The 19,689-nt window shown below is 71.0% G+C and carries 18 protein-coding genes and 2 tRNA genes; 15 read left to right on the top strand and 5 right to left on the bottom strand.

The features are described 5' to 3' along the window. Positions 1-8: 8 nt before the first annotated feature. On the top strand, positions 9-830 hold the full coding sequence (locus J8N05_RS39895) for an aminotransferase class IV (protein ID WP_210891914.1): 822 nt from the start codon (positions 9-11) through the stop codon (positions 828-830). Positions 831-1,038: 208 nt separating this feature from the next. After that, entirely contained in the window at positions 1,039-1,863 is an 825-nt protein-coding gene (locus J8N05_RS39890; protein WP_210891912.1) for a GNAT family N-acetyltransferase, read from the top strand. 37 nt (positions 1,864-1,900) lie between these two features. Here J8N05_RS39890 and J8N05_RS39885 read toward each other — a convergent pair whose 3' ends face one another. After that, entirely contained in the window at positions 1,901-2,425 is a 525-nt protein-coding gene (locus tag J8N05_RS39885; protein ID WP_210891910.1) for a DsbA family protein, read from the bottom strand. Between the two features lie 249 nt (positions 2,426-2,674). Between J8N05_RS39885 and J8N05_RS39880 the strand changes: the two genes are divergently transcribed. Both J8N05_RS39880 and J8N05_RS39875 read left to right on the top strand, forming a co-directional pair. Further along, positions 2,675-3,121: a hypothetical protein gene (locus J8N05_RS39880; RefSeq protein WP_210891908.1), complete on the top strand. Its 447-nt coding sequence runs from the start codon at positions 2,675-2,677 to the stop codon at positions 3,119-3,121. 231 nt (positions 3,122-3,352) lie between these two features. Continuing rightward, positions 3,353-3,505, top strand: coding sequence for a hypothetical protein (locus tag J8N05_RS39875; protein ID WP_189772695.1), 153 nt, complete (start codon positions 3,353-3,355; stop codon positions 3,503-3,505). Positions 3,506-3,546: 41 nt separating this feature from the next. Here J8N05_RS39875 and J8N05_RS39870 read toward each other — a convergent pair whose 3' ends face one another. Together J8N05_RS39870 and J8N05_RS39865 are read right to left on the bottom strand one after the other, a co-directional pair. Then, on the bottom strand, positions 3,547-4,104 hold the full coding sequence (locus tag J8N05_RS39870) for a CGNR zinc finger domain-containing protein (RefSeq protein WP_210891906.1): 558 nt from the start codon (positions 4,102-4,104) through the stop codon (positions 3,547-3,549). A 706-nt stretch (positions 4,105-4,810) separates the two neighbouring features. After that, positions 4,811-5,224 (bottom strand): SsgA family sporulation/cell division regulator, encoded by a 414-nt coding sequence (locus J8N05_RS39865; RefSeq protein WP_003959770.1) that lies wholly within the window; start codon positions 5,222-5,224, stop codon positions 4,811-4,813. A gap of 191 nt (positions 5,225-5,415) precedes the next feature. On the opposite strand from J8N05_RS39865, the gene J8N05_RS39860 reads away from it, so the two are divergent. The 7 genes from J8N05_RS39860 (at position 5,416) to J8N05_RS39830 (ending at position 13,357) form a co-directional block, all read left to right on the top strand. Then, on the top strand, positions 5,416-5,850 hold the full coding sequence (locus tag J8N05_RS39860) for a TIGR02611 family protein (protein WP_210894159.1): 435 nt from the start codon (positions 5,416-5,418) through the stop codon (positions 5,848-5,850). 69 nt (positions 5,851-5,919) lie between these two features. Then, positions 5,920-5,991, top strand: a tRNA-Val gene (locus J8N05_RS39855). 663 nt (positions 5,992-6,654) lie between these two features. Next, entirely contained in the window at positions 6,655-7,944 is a 1,290-nt protein-coding gene (locus tag J8N05_RS39850) for an ABC transporter substrate-binding protein (protein ID WP_210891904.1), read from the top strand. Beyond that, the gene (locus tag J8N05_RS39845) at positions 7,944-8,915 is read left to right on the top strand and encodes a carbohydrate ABC transporter permease (protein WP_210891902.1); all 972 of its coding nucleotides are present in this window, start codon (positions 7,944-7,946) and stop codon (positions 8,913-8,915) included. Before J8N05_RS39850 ends, J8N05_RS39845 begins: the two co-directional genes overlap by 1 nt. Next, on the top strand, positions 8,912-9,835 hold the full coding sequence (locus J8N05_RS39840) for a carbohydrate ABC transporter permease (protein WP_407700004.1): 924 nt from the start codon (positions 8,912-8,914) through the stop codon (positions 9,833-9,835). Before J8N05_RS39845 ends, J8N05_RS39840 begins: the two co-directional genes overlap by 4 nt. Before the next feature lie 7 nt (positions 9,836-9,842). Then, complete coding sequence (locus J8N05_RS39835; RefSeq protein WP_210891901.1) at positions 9,843-10,460, top strand: hypothetical protein; 618 nt, start codon at positions 9,843-9,845, stop codon at positions 10,458-10,460. A gap of 140 nt (positions 10,461-10,600) precedes the next feature. Further along, positions 10,601-13,357, top strand: coding sequence for an exo-rhamnogalacturonan lyase family protein (locus J8N05_RS39830; protein WP_210891900.1), 2,757 nt, complete (start codon positions 10,601-10,603; stop codon positions 13,355-13,357). Positions 13,358-13,625: 268 nt separating this feature from the next. Here J8N05_RS39830 and J8N05_RS39825 read toward each other — a convergent pair whose 3' ends face one another. Further along, positions 13,626-16,067 carry an SCO7613 C-terminal domain-containing membrane protein gene (locus J8N05_RS39825; RefSeq protein WP_210891899.1) on the bottom strand — a complete coding sequence of 814 codons (2,442 nt, stop codon included), beginning with the start codon at positions 16,065-16,067 and terminating at the stop codon, positions 13,626-13,628. 170 nt (positions 16,068-16,237) lie between these two features. Between J8N05_RS39825 and J8N05_RS39820 the strand changes: the two genes are divergently transcribed. Both J8N05_RS39820 and J8N05_RS39815 read left to right on the top strand, forming a co-directional pair. After that, positions 16,238-16,708, top strand: coding sequence for an SRPBCC family protein (locus J8N05_RS39820; protein WP_210891898.1), 471 nt, complete (start codon positions 16,238-16,240; stop codon positions 16,706-16,708). A gap of 39 nt (positions 16,709-16,747) precedes the next feature. Beyond that, positions 16,748-16,819 (top strand) — tRNA-Val (locus J8N05_RS39815). 63 nt (positions 16,820-16,882) lie between these two features. Here the strand turns inward: J8N05_RS39815 and J8N05_RS39810 are convergent. Next, a complete protein-coding gene (locus tag J8N05_RS39810; RefSeq protein WP_210891897.1) occupies positions 16,883-17,611 on the bottom strand; it encodes a 3'-5' exonuclease in 729 nt (242 codons plus the stop codon). A gap of 168 nt (positions 17,612-17,779) precedes the next feature. On the opposite strand from J8N05_RS39810, the gene J8N05_RS39805 reads away from it, so the two are divergent. Both J8N05_RS39805 and J8N05_RS39800 read left to right on the top strand, forming a co-directional pair. Beyond that, the gene (locus J8N05_RS39805; protein ID WP_107019874.1) at positions 17,780-18,346 is read left to right on the top strand and encodes a DUF4365 domain-containing protein; all 567 of its coding nucleotides are present in this window, start codon (positions 17,780-17,782) and stop codon (positions 18,344-18,346) included. Next, positions 18,343-19,566: a hypothetical protein gene (locus tag J8N05_RS39800; protein WP_210891895.1), complete on the top strand. Its 1,224-nt coding sequence runs from the start codon at positions 18,343-18,345 to the stop codon at positions 19,564-19,566. Before J8N05_RS39805 ends, J8N05_RS39800 begins: the two co-directional genes overlap by 4 nt. Positions 19,567-19,689: the final 123 nt, after the last annotated feature.

Genomic DNA, 19,689 nt, shown 5'->3' with positions numbered 1-19,689 from the left:
GAGGTTCAGTGAAGATCTGGCTCGACGGCGGGTTGCAGGACAGCGAGTCGGCCCGTGTCTCCGTGTTCGACCACGGGCTGACGGTGGGCGACGGCATCTTCGAGACGGTGAAGACGACCGACGGGCGCACCTTCGCGCTCACCAGGCACCTCGACCGCCTGGCACGCTCGGCGAGCGGCCTCGGTCTGCCCGAGCCCGACCGCGACGAGCTGCTCAGGGCCTGCGCGGCCGTCGTGGACGCCAATCCCGTGCCGCTCGGGCGCCTGCGGATCACGTACACCGGCGGGCACGGGCCGCTCGGCTCGGACCGTGGTGAACAGGGGCCGACCCTGGTCGTGGCGCTTGCGGAGTCCGGCCCCCGCCCCGACTCCACCGCCGTGATCACCGTCCCCTGGACCCGCAACGAGCGCGGCGCGCTGACGGGCCTTAAGACGACGTCGTACGCCGAGAACGTCGTGGCCCTCGCCCGCGCGCGTGAGCAGGGCGCCTCCGAGGCGCTGTTCGCGAACACGGTCGGGCAGCTCTGCGAGGGCACGGGCTCCAACGTCTTCGTCGTCCTCGACGGCGAGATCCACACCCCGCCCGTCGCCTCCGGCTGCCTCGCGGGCATCACCCGCGCCCTCACCGCGGAGTGGACCGGCGCCAAGGAGACCGACCTTCCGCTGGACGTCCTGGAGCGGGCCGAGGAGGTCTTCCTGACCTCGTCGCTGCGCGACGTACAGGCCGTGCACCGGGTCGACGGCCGCGAACTGCCGGGCGCGGCGGGCCCGGTGACCGCGAAGGCCATGCGGATCTTCACCGAGCGGGCGGCCAACGACCTCGATCCCTGAGCCGCACTGTCACCGCGCGCCGCACTGTCATCGCGTGGCGATCGCCGGCTCGATCGCCGGCTCGATCCCCGGACCGGTCGCTGGCTCGATCTCTGCGCCGGTCGTCGGGCGGTCGCTCGTCGGAACGGGTCGGAACAGGTCGGAAACCATCGGAACCGTCGGCGGAACTCGATGGCGTGAGGGCGTCCGGGCGGGTACAACACCCCTGATGACCACCACTCTGCGGCCGACCGAGCCGCTTCAGCGCGACGCCGACGGGGCGCTCTCCCGCCACTACACGGTGTGTGTGAACAGCCGTCCCGTGGGCGCGATACATCTCGCCACCGACCCCGGTTCCGGACCGCCCGTCGCCCGGATCCGCGAACTGGGCATCGAGGAGCCGGACCGGGGGCGGGGCCGGGGCACGGTCGCCGCGCTCGCCGCGGAGGAGGTGGCGCGCGGCTGGGGCTGCAGGCGGATCGAGGTGTCGGTACCCGCCGACGCGGCGCGGGCCCTGCGACTGGCGACGGCCCTCGGTTACGTGGTCCGCAACCGCGCGATGGAGAAGCGGCTCGGCGCCACCGGGCCCGAACTCCCGGCCGGCAGCCGGGGGCGCCCCATGACGGAGGCCGAGTTCGACTCCTGGGTGGTGCGGGCCAAGGAGGCCTATACCCAGGAGTGGATCACGCGGGGGGTGCCCGAGACCGAGGCCCGTACCAAGGCGGACCGGGACTACGCCACCTTGCTGCCGGACGGGCTCGGCAGCGCGGGCATGGACCTCGACGTCCTGGAGCACGACGGAACCCCGGTGGGCGTGCTGTGGGTGGCGTCGCGCGACGGCTGGGCGTTCGTCTACCGCGTCGAGGCCGACGAGAGGCACCGGGGCCGGGGGCACGGCCGCTCGCTGATGCTGCTGGCGGAGGCGCGGGCGGGCGCCGCCGGACGCGCCGGTGTCCGCCTGAACGTCTTCGCGGGCAACACCCCGGCCGAGCGGCTCTACGAGTCACTCGGCTACGAGACGACCACGTACCACTTCTACAAAGACCTGCTGTAGCCGCGGGAGTCGCAGGAGCTGCCGGCGGGGGCGGGTGTCAGGCCTCCTGTCCGGCCAGCAGCCGGTCCACGATCCCCTCGACGCGCTCGCGCAGCCCGTCCTGGCTCTTGCCGCCGTCGAGGCGCTCGCCGTCGATGACGTACGTCGGCGTACCGGTCACGCCGATGGCCTTGCCCTCGGCCTGGTCGGCGTCGACGATCAGGATGTGCCGGCCGTCGATGAGGGCCGTGTCGAACTCCTCGACGTCCAGGCCGAGCCCGCGGGCCACATCGAGGAGGACCGCCTCCCCGTCGCGCTCCATCTCCGCCACACGCTCCAGCACCGCCTCGACGTACGGCCAGGCCTTGCCCTGCTCCGCGGCCTCCTCGGCGGCCTGGGCCGCCGCGAACGCGTGCTTGTGCTTCTCCAGCGGGAAGTGCCGCAGCCGCAGCTCCAGCCGGTCGCCGTAGCGGGCACGCAGCGCGCGCAGGTCGTCGAGGGCACTGCGGCAGTCCGGGCACTGCAGTTCGCACCAGATGTCCAGTACGGGGACGGCGGGGCGGGCGGGGGAGGAGTCGCTCATGGGGCCAGTCTCCCAGCCGGGGACCACGCGCCCCAACCGGGACCTCCGGCCGACCCCGGTCCGCCCGCCACCTGGACCCGCATCTCGACCGTCATCTGGACGGTCATCTGGACCGGCACCTCAGGAGGACCCGACCCGGAGATGTCCCTGAGGTCTCCCCGGACCATGGCATACCCGGCGTGCGGCGGTGCAGGATGGAAGGGACGAAGTGCCCCTGACCGACCCAGCCCACCCTGCCTGGAGGACCGGATGATTGCCGAGACCGTCTGTTCCGCCGTCGCCGCGGCAGGCCTGGGCATCGCCGCGGTCACCGCGTACCGCAAGCGTTTCCTCACCGCGGCCCGCCTTGCCGCGTACTCACTGGTCCCGCTCGGTCTGGTGATGACCGGCGTCGTCGAATGGGCGGCCGACACGGCCTTCAGCCCGACGGCCTGGGCCGGTGTCGGAGTGCTCGGAGCGGCCTGGCTGCTGTTCATGACCACGCGCGCCGTGGAGCGGCGGACGGGCGGGACCCGCAAGGAGCGCAGGGCGGCCCGGGCCGCGCAGCGCGAGGCGGTGGCTCCGGCGGCCTCGGCCCCCTCGCTCGGCCCGGCGGCGGCCCGCCCCGCGGCCCGTTCCGAGAGCAAGCCGACCAGGGCCCCGGCGGGGGAGGACTTCAGCGACATCGAGGCCATCCTGAAAAAGCATGGGATATGAAGAATCAGCGGCACGCGAAGATCTCCTGATTCGCCACGGAGAGCCGGACAAACGCCTGTCCGCCCTCGATGACCGCCCTCCCCGACCACTCTCCACGACCAGTCGCGACGACCGCGCGCAGTCGCCTATCCCAGATCGTGGAACACCGTGTCACGGATTTCGGCTAACTCCCCCATAATCCGGGCGTGTTGATCGCGTAGGGCATGTCGGCTGCGTCATCATCGCGGCGAGATGCTGGATACAACCCAGAGCGACACCGTGGTTCCTCCCGAGGAACGGCGGGGTTGTCTCTTCGCGCTTTCTCAGCCACCGCTGATGATCTTCCTTGCGGTGATCGGCTGTTTGCTGCTCATGGCTTCGCTGCACGATCTGCTGCTGCTCTGAGCCGTACGCGGAGTCCCTGGCGCCACCCGCTGCGGACTCCGTCAGCCTGCCGCTTCCTTGCGCCGTGCCCGGTACGCGGCCACATGCAGGCGGTTTCCGCAGGTGCGGCTGTCGCAGTAGCGACGGGAGCGGTTGCGGGAGAGATCGACGAAGGCGCGTCGGCAGTCCGGTGCCTCACAGCGGCGCAGCCGCTCCTCTTCTCCGGCCACCACGAAGAACGCCAGCGCCATGCCGCAGTCCGCGGCGAGATGGTCGGCGACGGACGCGCCGGGCGCGAAGTAGTGCACGTGCCAGTCGTAGCCGTCATGGTTCGTGAGACGCGGCGTGGTGCCGGCGGCGGCGACCAGCTCGTTGATGAGCGAGGCGGCGGTACGGGCGTCAGGGGCGGCGAAGACCGCGGCGAAGCGCCCCCGGATCCGGCGCACCGCGGAGAGGTCGAGCTCGGACAGGGTCCCGACATCGCTCATCTGGTGTTTTCGCACGAAGTCGAGCAGCGCCGCGAGGTTCGCGAGTCCGTCCGGGGTGTCGTCCTCCGGTGCGGTGTTCACCAGATCGACCACGGTGTCGAGGGCGCACCGGGTGTCGTGGGTGATCAGCACGTTTCGCTCCCTGGCCTGAAGGTCGGGCAACCGCCCGCCGATGCTGGCCGATGCTAGCGGCTCCAGCCCAAGAACGACCGAGCCCCGTGCCTGGCCGGAGCCCGGGACGGCGGCCAAAGGCCATGCAACACGCACCCCCACCCACCCAGGGGCGCGGGGAACGGCGCGCCCGGCCCGGGACGGCGGTCAGGGGCTGCACGACCCGCGGCCCCACCCCCTCGGGGAGGCGGGGACCGACGCGCACGGTCCGTGCGACCCGCACCCCCACTCACCGAGGGGCGCGGGGAACGGCGCGCCCGGCCCGGGACGGCGGTCAGGGGCTGTGCGACCCACACCCCCACTCACCCAGGGGCGCGGGGAACGGCGCGCTCAGCGCGGGACGGCGGTCAGGGGCCGCACGACCCGCGGCCCCACCCCCTCGGGTTCGCGGAGACCGACGCGCACGGTCCGTGCGACCCGCACCCCCACTCACCCAGGGGCGCGGGGAACGGCGCACTCAGTCGAAAACGACCCGCACTCGCCATCGAACACACGGCCCCACCCAGCCCCACGCAGTCGTAATGCGGCCCCCGGCCAAGCGCACCGCACAGACGCCGCCCCCGCGGCAAACGCGGAGACGGCGCCCATGTGATCCATATGCGGTTGTCTGAGCCCGAGCCGTCTCCCCGAGTGGACGGCGCCGGGCGGCTTGGTACGAAGCCTCGTCCTAGCTTTCGGCCAGGATGTGTGAGAGCTCCGTATCGAGATCGAAGTGCCGGTGTTCCGTGCCGGGAGGCACGGCGGCGTCGGTTCGCTTCAGGAACGACTCCAGGGCCCGCGCCGGGGCCTCCAGCAGAGCTTCGCCCTCCGGAGAGCTCAGGGCGATGCACACGACGCCCTGACCATGACTGCGGGACGGCCAGACTCGGACGTCGCCGGTACCGGTGGGCCGGTGCAGGCCCTCGGCGAGAAGGTCGCGGGCGAACACCCACTCGACAGTCTCCTCCGCTCCGGTGTGGAAGGTGGCGTGCACGGCGTAGGGATCGGCCGTGTCGTACCGCAGGCCTGCGGGGACAGGCAGAGAGGACTCGCTCGACACAACGAGGCGCAGGTGCAGCTCGCAGCTGACCGTGGTGTTCATAAGCGCCAGGGCCTTTCGCTCAGTGTGCGCTCGGGGATTCGCACGTCGGCGAAATCGACATGCCACCTACGGTGCCGTTGTAAACCCCTCTGAGTGTTTTGCGTGTCTTTAGGTACCTCATCCGGCCGAGTCCTCGTTCGCGTACTACGGCCATTCCGGTGACCGGTTTCCGTCCGGTAGGGTTTGGCCGTATGAATACGGGGAGTGACCGAACGGGGGAGGTCGCCATGGCGGCCGACGAAACCAAGGGCGATCCGGCGCTCGGATCCCGTGCGCCGCAATTCATCAAGGCGCGCCGCATGCTGCACCTGAGCTGGCAGGTGGGCGTGTTCGTCGTAGGTCTCGCGGTCGTCGTGGCCGGCGTGATCATGCTGCCGCTGCCCGGTCCGGGCTGGTTGGTGATCTTCGGCGGCATGGCGATCTGGGCGACCGAGTTCGTCTGGGCGCAGCTCGTACTGCGCTGGACGAAACGCAAAGTCACCGAGGCCACACAGAAGGCTCTCGACCCGAAGGTCCGACGCCGCAACATCATCCTGACGACCGTCGGGCTGGTGATCATCGCAGTACTGGTCGGGGTGTACGTGTGGAAGTTCGGCATCGAGATGCCGTGGAACATCAAGGAGTAGCGGCGGTTCACGCGCTCATGGGCCGGTCGGATGCACGCCCTGACATGGGGTAATCTTCTTCCTGCGCCCGGGCGATTAGCTCAGCGGGAGAGCGCTTCGTTCACACCGAAGAGGTCACTGGTTCGATCCCAGTATCGCCCACACTGCCGACAGGCGGCTTGGGTCCACAGAACTCGTGGACCCAAGCCGCCTGTCGCCGTTCTGGACGACACGACTTCCGACCACCGACCGCGGGACGTTCGCCGCGAGCCACATCCGCACCTCGCGGCCCAGAACGTCCCCGACCAGCTACTTCGCGTCCAAGCGCGCAGCGCCGAAGCGGCATCGCACACCAGTCCCACCCAGCCGCCCACACGCCCAGCCGTCCACACCCCCGGTCACCCCGGCGCCGCCCAGACGGCAACCCCTGCGCAAGGAAGGCGCCCCCTCGGCAGCCGACGCCCTCGCCCCCGCACCCCCCCGCGGAGGTCGCCTCAAAGGCGAACCCGCTCCCAGTCACGGCACCCCTCTGATCGATCGCCCCTGGGCCAGGGCAGGACACCCCTCCCTTTCAGCCCCCCTCCCCGCAACCCCACTCCACCCACATTCCCGTTCGACCCCCCGACCCACCCCGCCCTACCTGCGGACTCGCCCAACTCCGCAGTCAATTCGCCCCAGTTCACGCGGACGCGTGCGCGAGTCGCTTCACATCAATTCCTGTCCGAATCATTGACGGCCGCGAAGGGCCTCCGTACCTTGTGCCAGCAAGCGCTTACTTGAAACGATTCATGGCAGCGGACAGCGACGTCGCAAGGAGGCCCGACTGTGGGGATAAACGGGAGTGTCGAGAGGCGGACGGTCCTCAAGGTGGCCGGGGCGTCGCTCGCGACGGCGGGGCTGGCCGCGACCACGGGCTGTGGGGGAGGCAGCGGTGGATCGGGCGACGGCACGGTCGAGATCCGCTTCGCCTGGTGGGGTGCCGAGGAGCGGGCCAAGCGCATCAACCAGTCCATCAAGCTCTTCGAGAAGAAGTACCCGAAGATCAAGGTGAAGACGGACTTCCAGGATTACGTGGCCTTTTGGGAGAAGTTCCAGACCCAGGCCGCGGGCGGAAATCCGCCGGACGTATTCCAGAACGCGGTCGCATTCCTGCGGAAGTACGACAAGAGAAGTGTTCTGCTCGACCTCAAGTCGCAAGTGGACGCGGGAAATCTGGACCTCAAGAACTTCCGCGCCGGAGTGGAGAAGGTCGGCGAGGTCGACGGGAAACTCCTCGGCGTACCGGTCGGCTCCAACACCATGTCACTCGTCATCGACGAGAAAGTCTTCAAAGCCGCCGGTGTGACGGCCGAACAGGGCTGGACCTGGGACCAGTACTTCGCCGCGCTCAAGAAGATCCATGACACCCAGAAGGTCGCGGGCGACACCGGCTACTTCGGGATCATGTACCTCTACGACCTCTATCTCCGCCAGAACGGCAAGGCGTTCTTCACCGAGGACGGACTCGGTTTCGAGGAGAGCGATCTGACGGAGTGGTGGCAGGACGGCTACAACCGCGTCAAGGCCGGCATCGTCACCGACCCGAAGAAGGTCGAGCAGCTCAAGCCCAAGTCGGCGCTGGCGTCCGGGGACGGGGCGTCCGAGTTCACCTGGGACAACTTCACCGTGCGCTATGCCACGGAGGGCGACAGCAGCTACGGCCTGGCGCCGATCCCCACGACCGACGGCAAGGAGACCGGCCAGTACCTCGGCTCGCTCATGCTGAGCGGTTTCGCGCGGACCAAGCACCCCAAGGAGGTCGCCCAGTTCATCTCCTTCATGGTGCACGACCCCGAGGTCGGCAAGATCATGGGCTACGACCGCGGCCTCCTGTCCACCACCGAGCAGTTCGACGCGTACAAGCCGACCGACGCCCCCAACCAGGCGATCGCGAAGTACGAGGCGGATGTCGCCGAGGCCGGACTGCTCGGGACCATCACGCCGCACCCGGCGGGCGCCGACACCGTGGAAGCCGCGTTCCTGCGGGTCGCCAGTGACATGTCGACGGGCAAGACCAAGGTCTCCGACGCCGTCAAGCAGTTCTTCTCCGAGGCGAAGACCGCCCTCGCCACCTGATGGGAACAGCAGTGACGACGCTCATCAAGGACTCTCCGCCGGACGCCCCGGAGAGGCGCCCCGGCCGCCCCATCGCCGTGAAGCGGCGGGGCCGCCGGGAGAACCTGGCCGGCTACCTCTTCATGTCCCCCTGGATCGCCGGCTTTCTGCTGCTGACCGCGGGGCCCATGGCCGCATCGCTCTATTTCGCGTTCACCGACTACAACCTCTTCGACTCCCCGAAGTGGATCGGCTTCGACAACTTCACCAGGATGCTCGACGACCCCCGGTGGCAGAAGTCGGTGGAGGTGACGGCGAAGTACGTCGTCATCGGCACCCCGCTGAAACTGCTCCTCGCACTCGGCGTGGCCCTGCTGCTCGCCCAGAGCAGGCGCGGACAGGCCTTCTACCGGGCCGCGTTCTACGCCCCCTCGCTGATCGGCGCGAGCGTGTCCATCGGCTTCGTCTGGCGTGCGCTGTTCTCCGACGACGCCGCCGTGGACCGTACGCAGTCGTTCCTCGGGTTCGACGTGGGCGGCTGGGTCGGCAACCCGGACTGGGTGCTCTACAGCCTGGTGGCACTCACCGTCTGGCAGTTCGGCGCCCCCATGGTCATCTTCCTGGCCGGCCTGAAGCAGGTGCCCAAGGAGCTGTACGAGGCGGCCGAGGTCGACGGCGCGGGACCGTTCAAACGGTTCTGGAGCATCACCCTACCGATGATTTCCCCGGTGCTGTTCTTCAACGTGCTGCTGGAGACCATCCACTCGTTCCAGATCTTCGGCTCCGCGTACGTCGTCTCCAACGCCACCTGCGGACCGGCCGACTCCACGCTCGTCTACACCTGTTACCTGTACCAGAAGGGCTTCAAGGAGGCCCAGATGGGCTTCGCCTCGGCGATGGCCTGGATGCTGCTGCTCGCCGTGGCCCTGGTGACGGTCGTCCTCTTCTGGTCCCAGAAGCGATGGGTGCACTACGAGGAGGCCTCCCGATGAGCACCACCACCACGACCACCGGCGTCCCCACGAGTACCGGCACCGGTACGAAGGCCGCCCCGCCGCGCAGGCCCCTGACGCTCGGGCGGAGGACCGGCGGGTCGCTCGTCTGGCACATCGGCGCCCTGCTCGTCCTCGCGGTCGTCCTCTATCCCGTCGTCTGGGTCCTCGGCGCCTCGTTCAAGCCCAGCCGGGAGATCATCGGCAGTCTGGAGCTCTTCCCGACCAGCCCGATCCTCCAGAACTTCAAGGGACTCGCCGACGGCATCGCGGACATCTCGATCGCCACGTTCTTCCAGAACTCGCTCTTCTACGCGCTCGGCTCCGTCGTCGGCATCCTGATCTCGTGCTCGCTGACGGCGTACGCGTTCGCCCGCATCCGGTTCGCCGGGCGCAACCTGATGTTCTCGCTGATGATCGGCACCCTGCTGCTGCCGTACCACGTGCTGCTCATCCCGCAGTACGTGATGTTCCAGAAGATGGAACTGATCAATACGTACGTGCCGCTGCTGATCGGCAAGTTCCTCGCCACCGAGGCGTTCTTCGTCTTCCTCATGGTGCAGTTCATGCGGAACCTGCCCAGGGAACTGGACGAGGCGGCACGGCTCGACGGCTGCGGGCATCTGCGGATCTACTGGTCGATCGTGCTGCCGCTGTGCCGCCCGGCCCTCATCACCAGTGCGATCTTCACCTTCATCAACGCCTGGAACGACTTCATGGGCCCGCTGATCTACCTCAACGAACCCTCCAAGTACACCGTCTCCCTCGGCATGATGATGTTCCGCGACCAGGAGGGCGTCGCCAACTACGGCGGCATGATCGCCATGTCGCTGGTGGCCCTGCTGCCCGTGCTGGCCTTCTTCCTCGCCTTCCAGCGCTACCTCATCGACGGTATGGCGACCTCCGGTCTGAAGGGCTGAACAGGTCATGACCCAGACGCGCACGAAGGCCCGTACGGCCGCCGCCACCGTCACGCGGCGTGAATCCGCCCTCGCCGAGCGGTTCGCGCTCTTCGCCGAGTGTCTGCTCACCGGGGTGTGGATCGCGGTGGCCTCGCTGCCCGTGGTCACCTATCCCGCCGCGTTCGCCGCCGGGGCACGGCATCTGCGACGGCGTACGCGCCATGAGGCGGGCGGCTGGCGGGAGTTCGTCGCGGACTTCCGCCTGGCCGTGCGCGGCGGGTGGGTCGCCGGGCTCGCCGGGTGGGCCGCAGCCCTCGCGGTGTGGGTGGATGTCCAGGCCGTGCGCGCGGGGATCCCCGGCGGCCCGTTCGTCGGGGCCGTCGGGCTGTTCGCGCTCATCGGGCTGGCCGTCGCCGGGCTGCGCGCGGCGGCCGTCTGGGAGCCCGGCGCCCGGTGGCGGGAACTGCTCGGCGCCGCCGGACGCCGTACCGTCCTCGACCCCGCCGGGTCCTTCCTGCTCGTCGGCGGACTGGCGGTCGTGGCCGTCTCGGGCTGGTTCGTGCCGCCGCTGGCCGTCCCCGTCCTGGGGGCCGTCGCGGCGGCGGCCCTCGCCGTGGAGGAGCGCGGCAGGCGCCGCCGCTGACCGGCCGGTCACGCTGCTTCGGCCGCCTCGACCGGCCTGACCGTTCCGAACAGAAACAAGGGTGGCGCCACGGCGTCACACCTCTCTCTGTCATGCACCTGACGTCTGCACCTGACCTCCTCGCAAGGAAAGGAAAGGCCATGTCCCCCATCCCCCGCAGGTCCCTCCTCAAGGCGGCCGCTGTCACCGGAGCCGCCGCCCAGTTCAGCTGGGCGCTGGGAACGCAGGACGCCCGGGCCGCGCAGGCCGCCCCGAGAGCCGAGGCCGCCGACGCGGACCCGGTGACCCTGGACTGGCTGGAGGACGGCGGCCTCGGCGAGGCCCCCGGCTCGACCGTGGGCGTGCCCTGGCCGAAGGGCGCGTACGACAAGGACCAGACGTTCGCGCTGACCGACGCCGACGGCAGGGCCGTGCCCGTGCAGTCCTGGCCGATCGGCTACTGGCCCGACGGCTCCCTGAAGTGGACCGCGCACGCGGTCGGGCCGGGAGCCGGGAGCGGAAAACTCACCCTCGACGCCGGATCGCCCGCCGCCCCGGAGAAGAAGGTCACGGTCGGCAGCGGCGGCGGCACCCTCACCGTCTCGACCGGGGTCATCACCGCGAAGATCGGCAGGAGCGGCTCCACCCTCGTCAAGTCCGTCACCCGCGGTTCGACGGAGATCGCCAAGGACGGCCGGCTCGTCCTGCTGCGCCAGCCCGAGATCGAGGACGGCGACCAGGGCGCCGAGACGTACGAGCGGTTCGAGAGCGTCATCGCGCAGGCCGAGGTCGAGCAGGACGGCCCCGTCCGTGCCGTGGTCCGCATCGACGGCAAACACCGCAAGGGCAGCCGGAGCTGGCTGCCCTTCTCGGTGCGGCTCTACTTCTACGCGGGCGGCGAATCCTTCCGCATGGTGCACACGATCACCTTCGACGGCACCCAGGAGCCCGGGAAGGCGAGCGGCGACTTCATCCGCGGGATCGGCGTGCGCTTCAAGGTGCCGATGCGCGATGCCGCGTACGACCGGCACATCCGGATCGGCGGGGAGGGGACCGGGCTGCTGCGCGAGGCGGTCAAGGGCGTCACCGGGCTGCGCCGGGACCCCGGCGCGGCCATCCGGACGGCCCAGTTCGAGGGGCAGAAACTGCCCGACCCGTCGACCTGGGACCAGCGGGTGACCACCCGGCTCCAGTACATCCCCGAGTGGGGCGACTACACCCTCTCGCAGCTGTCGGCGGACGGTTTCGGCGTGCGCAAGCGCACCAAGAAGGGGCACGGCTGGATCTCCGCGGGCGGTGGCCGGCGGGCCAGCGGCTTCGGGTACGTGGGCGGCGCGAGCGGCGGACTCGCCTTCGGGCTGCGGGACTTCTGGGAGAAGTTCCCCGCCCAGCTCGACATCCGCGACGCCCAGACCGACGAGGCCGAGGTCACCCTGTGGCTCTGGTCGCCCGAGTCGCAGCCCATGGACCTGCGCTTCTACCACGACGGCATGGGCCAGGACACGTACCCCGAACAGCTCGAAGGCCTCAACATCACCTACGAGGACTACGAGCCCGGCTTCGGCACCCCCTACGGCATCGCCCGCACCAGCGAACTCCTCTTCTGGGCCCACGAGTCGACCCCGAGCGCCGCGGCGATGGCGAAGCAGGTGGCCGCCGTACGCAAGCCGGCGCAGCTCGCCGCGCCGCCGGTACACCTCGTCAAGGCGGGCGTCTTCGGCCGGCTGTTCGCCGAACCGGACCGCTCCACCGCCGCCAAGGCGAAGATCGAGGACCATCTCGACTTCCTCTTCACCTACTACAAGGACCAGGTGGAGATGCGCAGGTGGTACGGCTTCTGGGACTACGGCGACATCATGCACACGTACGATCCGAGCCGGCACCAGTGGTGCTACGACGTCGGCGGCTACGCCTGGGACAACTCCGAGCTGTCGCCCGACCTGTGGCTCTGGTTCGCCTACATGCGCTCCGGTCGCGCCGACATCTTCCGCTTCGCGGAGGCCATGACGCGGCACACCGGCGAGGTCGACGTCTACCACCTGGGGCAGTGGGCCGGCCTCGGCACGCGGCACGGCGTGCAGCACTACGCCGACAGCGCCAAGCAGCAGCGCATCGCCAACACGACGTACCGGCGCTACTACTACTTCCTCACCGGGGACGAACGCGTCGGCGACCTCATGCACGCCAACGTCGACTCCGACGAGACGTTCCTCGTGCTCGACCCGATCCGCAAGATCCGCACCGAGCCGTACGAGCCGGACCGCAACGCCCTCTCGATCGGCTTCGGCACCGACTGGAGCGGGCTCGTGTCGGCGTGGCTCACCGAGTGGGAGCGGCGCGGGCCGAAGTGGGAGAAAGCGCGGGCGCGCGTGCTGTCCACGATGGAGACCATCGCCGCGCAGCCGAACGGGTTCGTCCAGGGCAGCGCGCTGTACGACCTCGACACCGGGAAGTTCGCCGTCGCGGACTCGGCCGTGGTGGGGGTCTCGCATCTCTCGGCGATGTTCGGGCTCGTCGAACTGAACGCCGAACTGCTCGACCAGATCGACATGCCGGAGTTCAAGGAGGCGTGGCTCGACTACTGCCGCTACTTCAACGCGACCAAGGCCGAACAGAAGGCCCGTTACGGGTCCGACTTCGGGTCGCTGCTGCTGTTCCAGGGGCACTCGCGGCAGGACGCGTACGCGGCGGTCGAACTGGGGGACGACGCGCTGGCCGCGCGGGCGTGGCGGCAGTTCTACAACAGTGCCGACACGTGGGACTACAAGGAGTCGACCGACTGGTCCACGAAGGAGGTGACGGGTCCGACGGGGCTCGTCGCCGGCAGCGAGGCGTCGTGGGTGTCGACGAACACGACTGCGTTGTACGGGTTGGCGGCGATTCAGAATCTGGCGCTGATCGGTGACCAGATGCCGTGACGCTACGGCGGGGGGGGCGCCCTTTAGGGGCGCGGGGAACTGCGCGGCCGGCCACGATGTGCCCGCAGTCGAGTACGTGCGCCTGCCCTGGCGCCTTTCAGGGGCGCGGGGAACTGCGCGACCAGCCACGACGTGCCTGCAGTGGCTCACGCGCCTGCGGTGGACCCCCTCCCGGGGGGATCGGGTGCGGGTCCGTTGTGGCTGGCCGCGCAGTTCCCCGCGCCCCCTCGGGAGCGCCCCTGGCGGGGCGACTCCCTGTGGGGCGGCCTCAGCGCATCCGGCCCAGGACGTCCCTGACCCGCCGCGCGTCCCGGAGGCGTTGTTCGTACGTGGCGCCCAGGGTCAGGAGAAGGAGGCCGACCAGGGCCGGCGGCGCCCAGCGGGGGACCGCGCCCATGGCCTGGGCGATGTACGGGGCCAGTTCGTGGAGCGCGACCAGGATCAGCGTGGCGCCGCCCAGGACGAGCGGGGCCCGCAGGCGGTGCCGGACGCCGAGGAGGGTGACGGCGAGTGCCGCGGAACCCAGCAGCAGGGGGCGCAGCCAGTTCGCGTCGCCCCAGACGGCCAGCAGGCTCGGCAGCAGCGTCACCGAGAGGCCGGGCCCGTACGCCGTCCAGGACGAGGCCTCCGCGTCACGGCTCCTGCGGGCGTACCCGAGCAGCAGCGCGGGCACGGTCACCGGCAGCGTGTACGCCTCCGGGGCGCCCACCTCCCAGGCAGCGAGCCGGACCCACGCGGCCAGCACGAACAGCACGGCCGCCGCATGGCCGACCCGCCTGCGGTCCTCGCGTACGGCCGTGCCCGCGGCGATCACCCCGCACAGGGCCAGGACCAGGGCGAGGACGGGCAGTTCGGCGGTCGCGAGGTCGATCGCCAGCAGTCCCGCGACGGCTCCCGTGATCTCGGCGGACACCGTCGTCGCGCGATCGCCGCACCGGGGCGCCAGCACCGCGGCAACGGCCGGCACCACCAGGACGAGCAGCGCGATGTGCTGCGGCCGCCAGTCGAGGGACACGCCCGTGGCACAGGCGAGCGCCGTGGCGTACGCGAGGGCGGTCGCGGTCGCGACGGCCCGGATGTGCGTCCCCTTCCGCAGGGCCGCCGCCGACGCGAACACCGCGGTCAGGGTTCCGAGCACGGCGAGCGTCGCCGCTTCGGAGGCCAGGGAGAGGGCCACGAGGTGCAGTGAGCCGAGGAGCGCGAGACAGAGCGCTGTGGTCGGGAGCAGAGCCGCGCGGCGGCCCGCAGTCGGGGAGTGGTCGACGGTCGTGGACGTGTACGCCGCTGCCGCCGGCAGCGCCACCGTGAGGGCGCCGTGCGTCAGAAGGGCTGCCGCGTAGGGGAGTTGTGCGATCGCGGGCAGGGGCAGGGTCGCGGACCAGGCCAGGAGCAGCGCCCCGCTCGGGGCGAAGGGGCGGAGCGCGCCGCTCCGGAACGTCAGGGCCAGCACCGCCGCCACCGCCGCCAGCACCAGCGGAGCGCTCTCCGTGCCGGACGTCCACGGCGCGGAGACCGTCACCGCGTCGCGGGCGTCCGACGGAGCCCCGGACCACGCGTGCGCGGCCCACCCGGCCGGGCCGAACAGGGTCAGGAGGACGAGGGGCAGGGCCCAGGCCACGGCGAGCGCCTGCACCGTCGCGGAGGACCGGAACAGGCCACGGCGTACGGTCCCGGGCAGCCAGGTGCCGCGTACCGACAGCAGTGCGATCGCGCAGGCCAGACAGGCCGGGACCGTCCACACACCGGGCAGGACCGTACGCAGCACGCCGTCCGCCGCGGCGACGGCGATCAGACCGCCGGCCGACGCCAGAGCGAGAGCGGCCCGCTCCTCGGGGGCACGCCAGGCGGCTCCGAGCGCGATCGCCGCGGCGAGGGCGAGGAGCGCCGCCGCACGGGCGGCGGCGCTCGGACCGGGGGCGTCCCAGGTGAGGACGCCGGCCGCCAGGACGCCGAAGGCGCCCGTTCCGTACGCGCCGACGGCGGCCACGATTCGTACGGACCGGATGGAGCGCACGGGGACGGAAAGGGCCAGCGCGGTGTCCGACGCGGCCGTCACCAGGAGTGCCGCCGTGATCGCGTGGTCGCCCGCGTCGGCCGCCACCGCCCAGAGCAGCAGGGGGAGTTGGGCCGCCGCCACGGCTGCCGGGAAGGGCAGTCGCAGGTCGCCGAGCACGCGGCCGTACGCCGTCCACAGCGCGGCCAGGAGAGCCGCCGCCGCTGCCGCGTAGCCGGTGCCGTCCACCGCGGAGAGGGAGACCTCGTGCAGGGCGTAGGCGTCGAGCACCGTCAGCGCGAGGCCGAGGCCCGCCACCGATTCCGCCGTCGAGCGGAGACCGCGCTTGAGCAGCGGCACCGGCGCGGCGAGCGCGGCCGCGGTGACCGCGCCGAGGACCGCCGACCGTCCGGCGATACCCATGTCGCCCCAGCTGACCAGCGTGAACGCGATGGCCGCGATGGTCAGCAGGACGCCGCCGAGCACGAGCAGCACGTTCTGCACACCGGGGGCCGTGGCCTCCGGGCGTCGGGGCCCGTGACCGCGCGGCGGCCAGGAGGCGGGGGCAGGGGCCGGGGCCGCCTGGGGCCCGGCCGACCGGAGCACGTCGAGCAGCCAGATCCGGCGGGCCAGCAACTGGGCCCTGCGGGCGTCCAGTTGCCACAGCTCGTGGTCGAGGATCCGCAACTCCTCGGCCGGCGGCGGAATGTTCATCATGCCTGGAGTGTGGTCCGGGTCACGTCCCACGGCATGAGCGTACGTACTCAGGACGTACTCAGATCCGTACCGGGCAGCCATGGGCAGCCATGGGCAGTCGTGCACGGTCATGGGCAGGCATGGCGCGTCATGGGCTTGTGCTGGGCGGGCAGACCCGGATCATGACACCCATGGACTGGACGCACTACCGCTTCCGCAGCCTCTGGATCCTCGCCGCCCCGCCCGACGACGTCTACGCCGCGCTGGCCGACCCGGAGCGCTATCCGCGCTGGTGGCCGCAGGTGCGCGAGGTGACACGCGTCGACGAGGTCAAGGGCGTCATCCGGATCCGCTCGGTGCTGCCGTACGACCTGGTCCTCACCGCCAGGGAGGTCCGGCGCGACCGGGCGGCCGGCGTCCTGGAGATCGCGATGACCGGTGACATGGACGGCTGGGCGCGGTGGACCATCACCGCCGACGGAACGGACGACGGGCCGGGCACCCGCGCCCAGTACGACCAGGAGGTGCACGTGACCAAGCCGCTGCTGCGACGGTTCGCGGTGCCGGGGCGGCCCGTCTTCCGCGCCAATCACGCGCTGATGATGCGGGCGGGGCGGCGAGGGCTCGCCGCCCACCTACGGGGGAACCGCGAAGCGGTTTGAAGGAAACGCACGGAGACCTGTATTGTTCGGTGCGTTCCCGGGCGATTAGCTCAGTGGGAGAGCGCTTCGTTCACACCGAAGAGGTCACTGGTTCGAACCCAGTATCGCCCACCGGGAAAGGCCGGTCCGTCACAGACGGACCGGCTTTTTGCATGGCTCCGCGCAGCGCGGCGCTCAGGCGGCCTCCGCCGGCAGTTCGGGCCGCAGGGGCCAGGACTGGTCGACCAGCTCCTCCGAACCGCTGCGGGCGAACCACGCCTGCAGGCCACGGGCCTGCGCCGCGTGCCAGCCGCCCTGCAGCGTGTGCAGTTCGGCCGGCGACAGCCGCTCCATACGGGTCGCGAACCGCCGCCCGATCGCCCGGACGACCTCCAGCGAGGCCAAGGCGTCGGCCGCCGCCTCGTGGGCGCCCTGCAACTCCACCTCGTAGTGCGCGCACAGGTCCGTCAGCGTGCGGCGGCCCTTGCGGTAGCGGTCCAGATACTTGTCGAGGACCCGCGGATCGAGGACGCGCAGCGGCGCGGACTCGAACCAGTGGTCCAGCGAGGACGCCCGGTGCCTGCGCAACTCCCGGTCCAGGAGCGTCAGATCGAAGGGCGCGTTCATCACCACGAGCGGCCGTCCCGCCGCGCTCTGGTCGGCCAGCTCCCTGACTATCTCGTCCATGACGGGCGACGGCCAGCGACCGCTGCGCCGCAGATGTTCGTCCGTCAGCCCGTGCACCGCCGTGGCGCCCTCGGGCACCGGCACCCCCGGATTCACCAGCCAGCGACGCACGCGCGGGCGGCTGCCGGGAGCGTCCTGGACGACGACTGCGGCCGACACGATCCGGTCGGTTTCGACGTCGACACCGGTCGTCTCCGTGTCGAAAGCGGTCAAGGGCCCTTCGTACCAGCACGTCATACGCACACAACTCCTCGTTCACCTTCGGCAGTTGACGCGCCGTCCCCTGCCCTTTTTGTGATACCCGGGCTGTTTGCGCCGTACGCCGGAAGGAGACAACAGAGGTACGGGTCTTTGCAGTTCAGCGACTCGTCGCGGGGATTCACCGGATTCGGAAGGCTGTTGGACATGGCGCTCGCGCAGCCCGAGCAGGGCGGGCTGCTGCCCCGGCGGACGGCACCGCATCGCGGCTCACTGGCCACCACCGCATGCATGGAGACACTGCAGGTCGGCTATCTGCACGCGGTGGCGGCCGCCTCGGGCTGCTCCCTGTCCCAGCCCTTTCCGGACAACGGCATCGACTGGCACGTCAGCCACAGCGCCCCCGGGCACACGGTCGACGACGAAGTCACCATCAAGGTGCAGCTCAAGTGCACGTACCAGATCCCGCCGAACCCGCCGGGCGCCGCCTTCTCCTTCACGCTCGACAACGCCCACCTGGAGAAGCTGGCCCGGACCCCGGTCTCGGTGCACAAAATACTGGTCGTGATGCTCGTGCCCAGATCGCAGGACGACTGGCTGCGCGCCGGCCACGAAGGCCTCGATCTGCGGCACTGCTGCTACTGGATCAACCTCGCCGGGCACCGGATCACCGGCCGGCGCAGGACCACCGTGCGGATACCGACCACGCGCGTCTTCGACGACAGGGCGCTCTGCGAGATCATGACGCGGGTCGGTACGGGAGGCATACCGTGACGCACCGCCCCTTCGACGAGCCCCTACGCCCCGTCAGGCCCCACCCCGTCGAGCCGCCGGGGCTGTGGGACCAGCCGCCGCGGCCCGACGAGGTCGATCCGGCCGTCCTCGGCGCGCTGCTGCTGCGGCACGGCTGGCAGCGCCGCGGCGGAGCACCCGGCCGGTACGGCCGCTGGACCCCGCCCGGGCCCGGCGGTTCCGGTACCAGTCTGCTCGTGCCGGAGAGCCGGGCGTTCCCGGACAGCGAGGACCTGCTGGGGGAGGCCCTCGTCGCGCTGTCCCGCAGCGGTTCGCCGTCCGCCCGTGACGTCCTGGTCGGCCTCGCCGTGCCCAGCGACGAGATCCACTGGTGGCGCGACGTACCGGTGGGCCCGGTCGGCACGTCGCCGTGGACGGTCGAGGAACAGATGCGTACGGCGGCCCGGCAGATCCTCCTCGCGGGCGCCCTCGCCACTCGCGGACGGGCCGGCTACCACGGCGCCCGCCACCGCAGGCCCGCCGCCGCGTCCCTGGAGAACGTGCTGGTCGGAGCCGCCCCCGGGGGCCGCCGCCTCACCGCCTTCGTCCCCGTCGCCACCGGCCGCCCGCTCGCCGTCCAACTCCACCAGGCGCTGTACGCGGCCCGTGAGGCGATCGACTACCGGCGAGCCACCGGTGGCATGGACGCGTTCGACGGGGCGGTCGAGGCGGGCGTGAGCCATGAGCTGACGGAGGCGCTCGCGGCGCTGGTACGGGGTACGGAGGGCGCCAGGATCGCCGTCGAGTGGGCGCCCGCCGCCGGGGTCCCCGAGGGGTGCGCGGCGTCCGCGGAGCCCGTCGAGTTCTCGCCCGGCGACCTGCCCGCGCTGCGTGAGGCGGGCGCCCGCTATCTGCGCGAGGAGCCGTCCGTGCCCGTGCGCATCACCGGGGCCGTGGTGCGGATGCGCAGGTCAGGGCCGCGCGGCGACGGAACGGTACGGCTGAAGGTCATCGCGGGAGCCGAGGTGCCGCACGTGCGGATGACCCTCGACGAGGAGTCGTACCGGATCGCGGGGCAGGCCCATCTCGTCGGACTCCCGGTGCGGGTGCACGGCCGGCTGGAGAGCCGCGGCGGATTCCGGCGTCTGACCGGCGCGTCCGGGGTGACACCGGTCCAGGTCGACGAGGCGGAGCGCGACCGCCTGCTGAAGTCCCTCCAGGAGAACCTCGACTTCTTCGAGGAGGCGTGCACGGAGGACTGACGCGGGCCGCGGAAGGGCCACGGACGGGGTGAGGGCTGGCCGACGGCGGGCTGGGAGCGGGCGGGGGGCGGGCGTGGGGATAACCGTTTCGCGGTCGGTGCCCCCGGCTCGGTACGATCGCTT

Source organism: Streptomyces liliiviolaceus (assembly GCF_018070025.1).
In the GTDB taxonomy this organism is placed as follows: domain Bacteria; phylum Actinomycetota; class Actinomycetes; order Streptomycetales; family Streptomycetaceae; genus Streptomyces; species Streptomyces liliiviolaceus.
The sequence above is the reverse complement of the archived record's forward strand: the minus strand, read 5'-3'. Positions and strand labels throughout refer to the sequence as shown.

Excerpts from the sequence above, each read along its gene's own strand:
- J8N05_RS39890 (WP_210891912.1), top strand. The coding sequence starts at position 1,039 with ATGACCACCACTCTGCGGCCGACCGAGCCGCTTCAGCGCGACGCCGAC.
- J8N05_RS39885 (WP_210891910.1), bottom strand. The coding sequence starts at position 2,425 with ATGAGCGACTCCTCCCCCGCCCGCCCCGCCGTCCCCGTACTGGACATC.
- J8N05_RS39880 (WP_210891908.1), top strand. The coding sequence starts at position 2,675 with ATGATTGCCGAGACCGTCTGTTCCGCCGTCGCCGCGGCAGGCCTGGGC.
- J8N05_RS39875 (WP_189772695.1), top strand. The coding sequence starts at position 3,353 with ATGCTGGATACAACCCAGAGCGACACCGTGGTTCCTCCCGAGGAACGG.
- J8N05_RS39865 (WP_003959770.1), bottom strand. The coding sequence starts at position 5,224 with ATGAACACCACGGTCAGCTGCGAGCTGCACCTGCGCCTCGTTGTGTCG.
- J8N05_RS39860 (WP_210894159.1), top strand. The coding sequence starts at position 5,416 with ATGAATACGGGGAGTGACCGAACGGGGGAGGTCGCCATGGCGGCCGAC.
- J8N05_RS39845 (WP_210891902.1), top strand. The coding sequence starts at position 7,944 with ATGGGAACAGCAGTGACGACGCTCATCAAGGACTCTCCGCCGGACGCC.
- J8N05_RS39840 (WP_407700004.1), top strand. The coding sequence starts at position 8,912 with ATGAGCACCACCACCACGACCACCGGCGTCCCCACGAGTACCGGCACC.
- J8N05_RS39835 (WP_210891901.1), top strand. The coding sequence starts at position 9,843 with ATGACCCAGACGCGCACGAAGGCCCGTACGGCCGCCGCCACCGTCACG.
- J8N05_RS39830 (WP_210891900.1), top strand. The coding sequence starts at position 10,601 with ATGTCCCCCATCCCCCGCAGGTCCCTCCTCAAGGCGGCCGCTGTCACC.
- J8N05_RS39825 (WP_210891899.1), bottom strand. The coding sequence starts at position 16,067 with ATGATGAACATTCCGCCGCCGGCCGAGGAGTTGCGGATCCTCGACCAC.
- J8N05_RS39820 (WP_210891898.1), top strand. The coding sequence starts at position 16,238 with ATGGACTGGACGCACTACCGCTTCCGCAGCCTCTGGATCCTCGCCGCC.
- J8N05_RS39810 (WP_210891897.1), bottom strand. The coding sequence starts at position 17,611 with ATGACGTGCTGGTACGAAGGGCCCTTGACCGCTTTCGACACGGAGACG.
- J8N05_RS39805 (WP_107019874.1), top strand. The coding sequence starts at position 17,780 with ATGGCGCTCGCGCAGCCCGAGCAGGGCGGGCTGCTGCCCCGGCGGACG.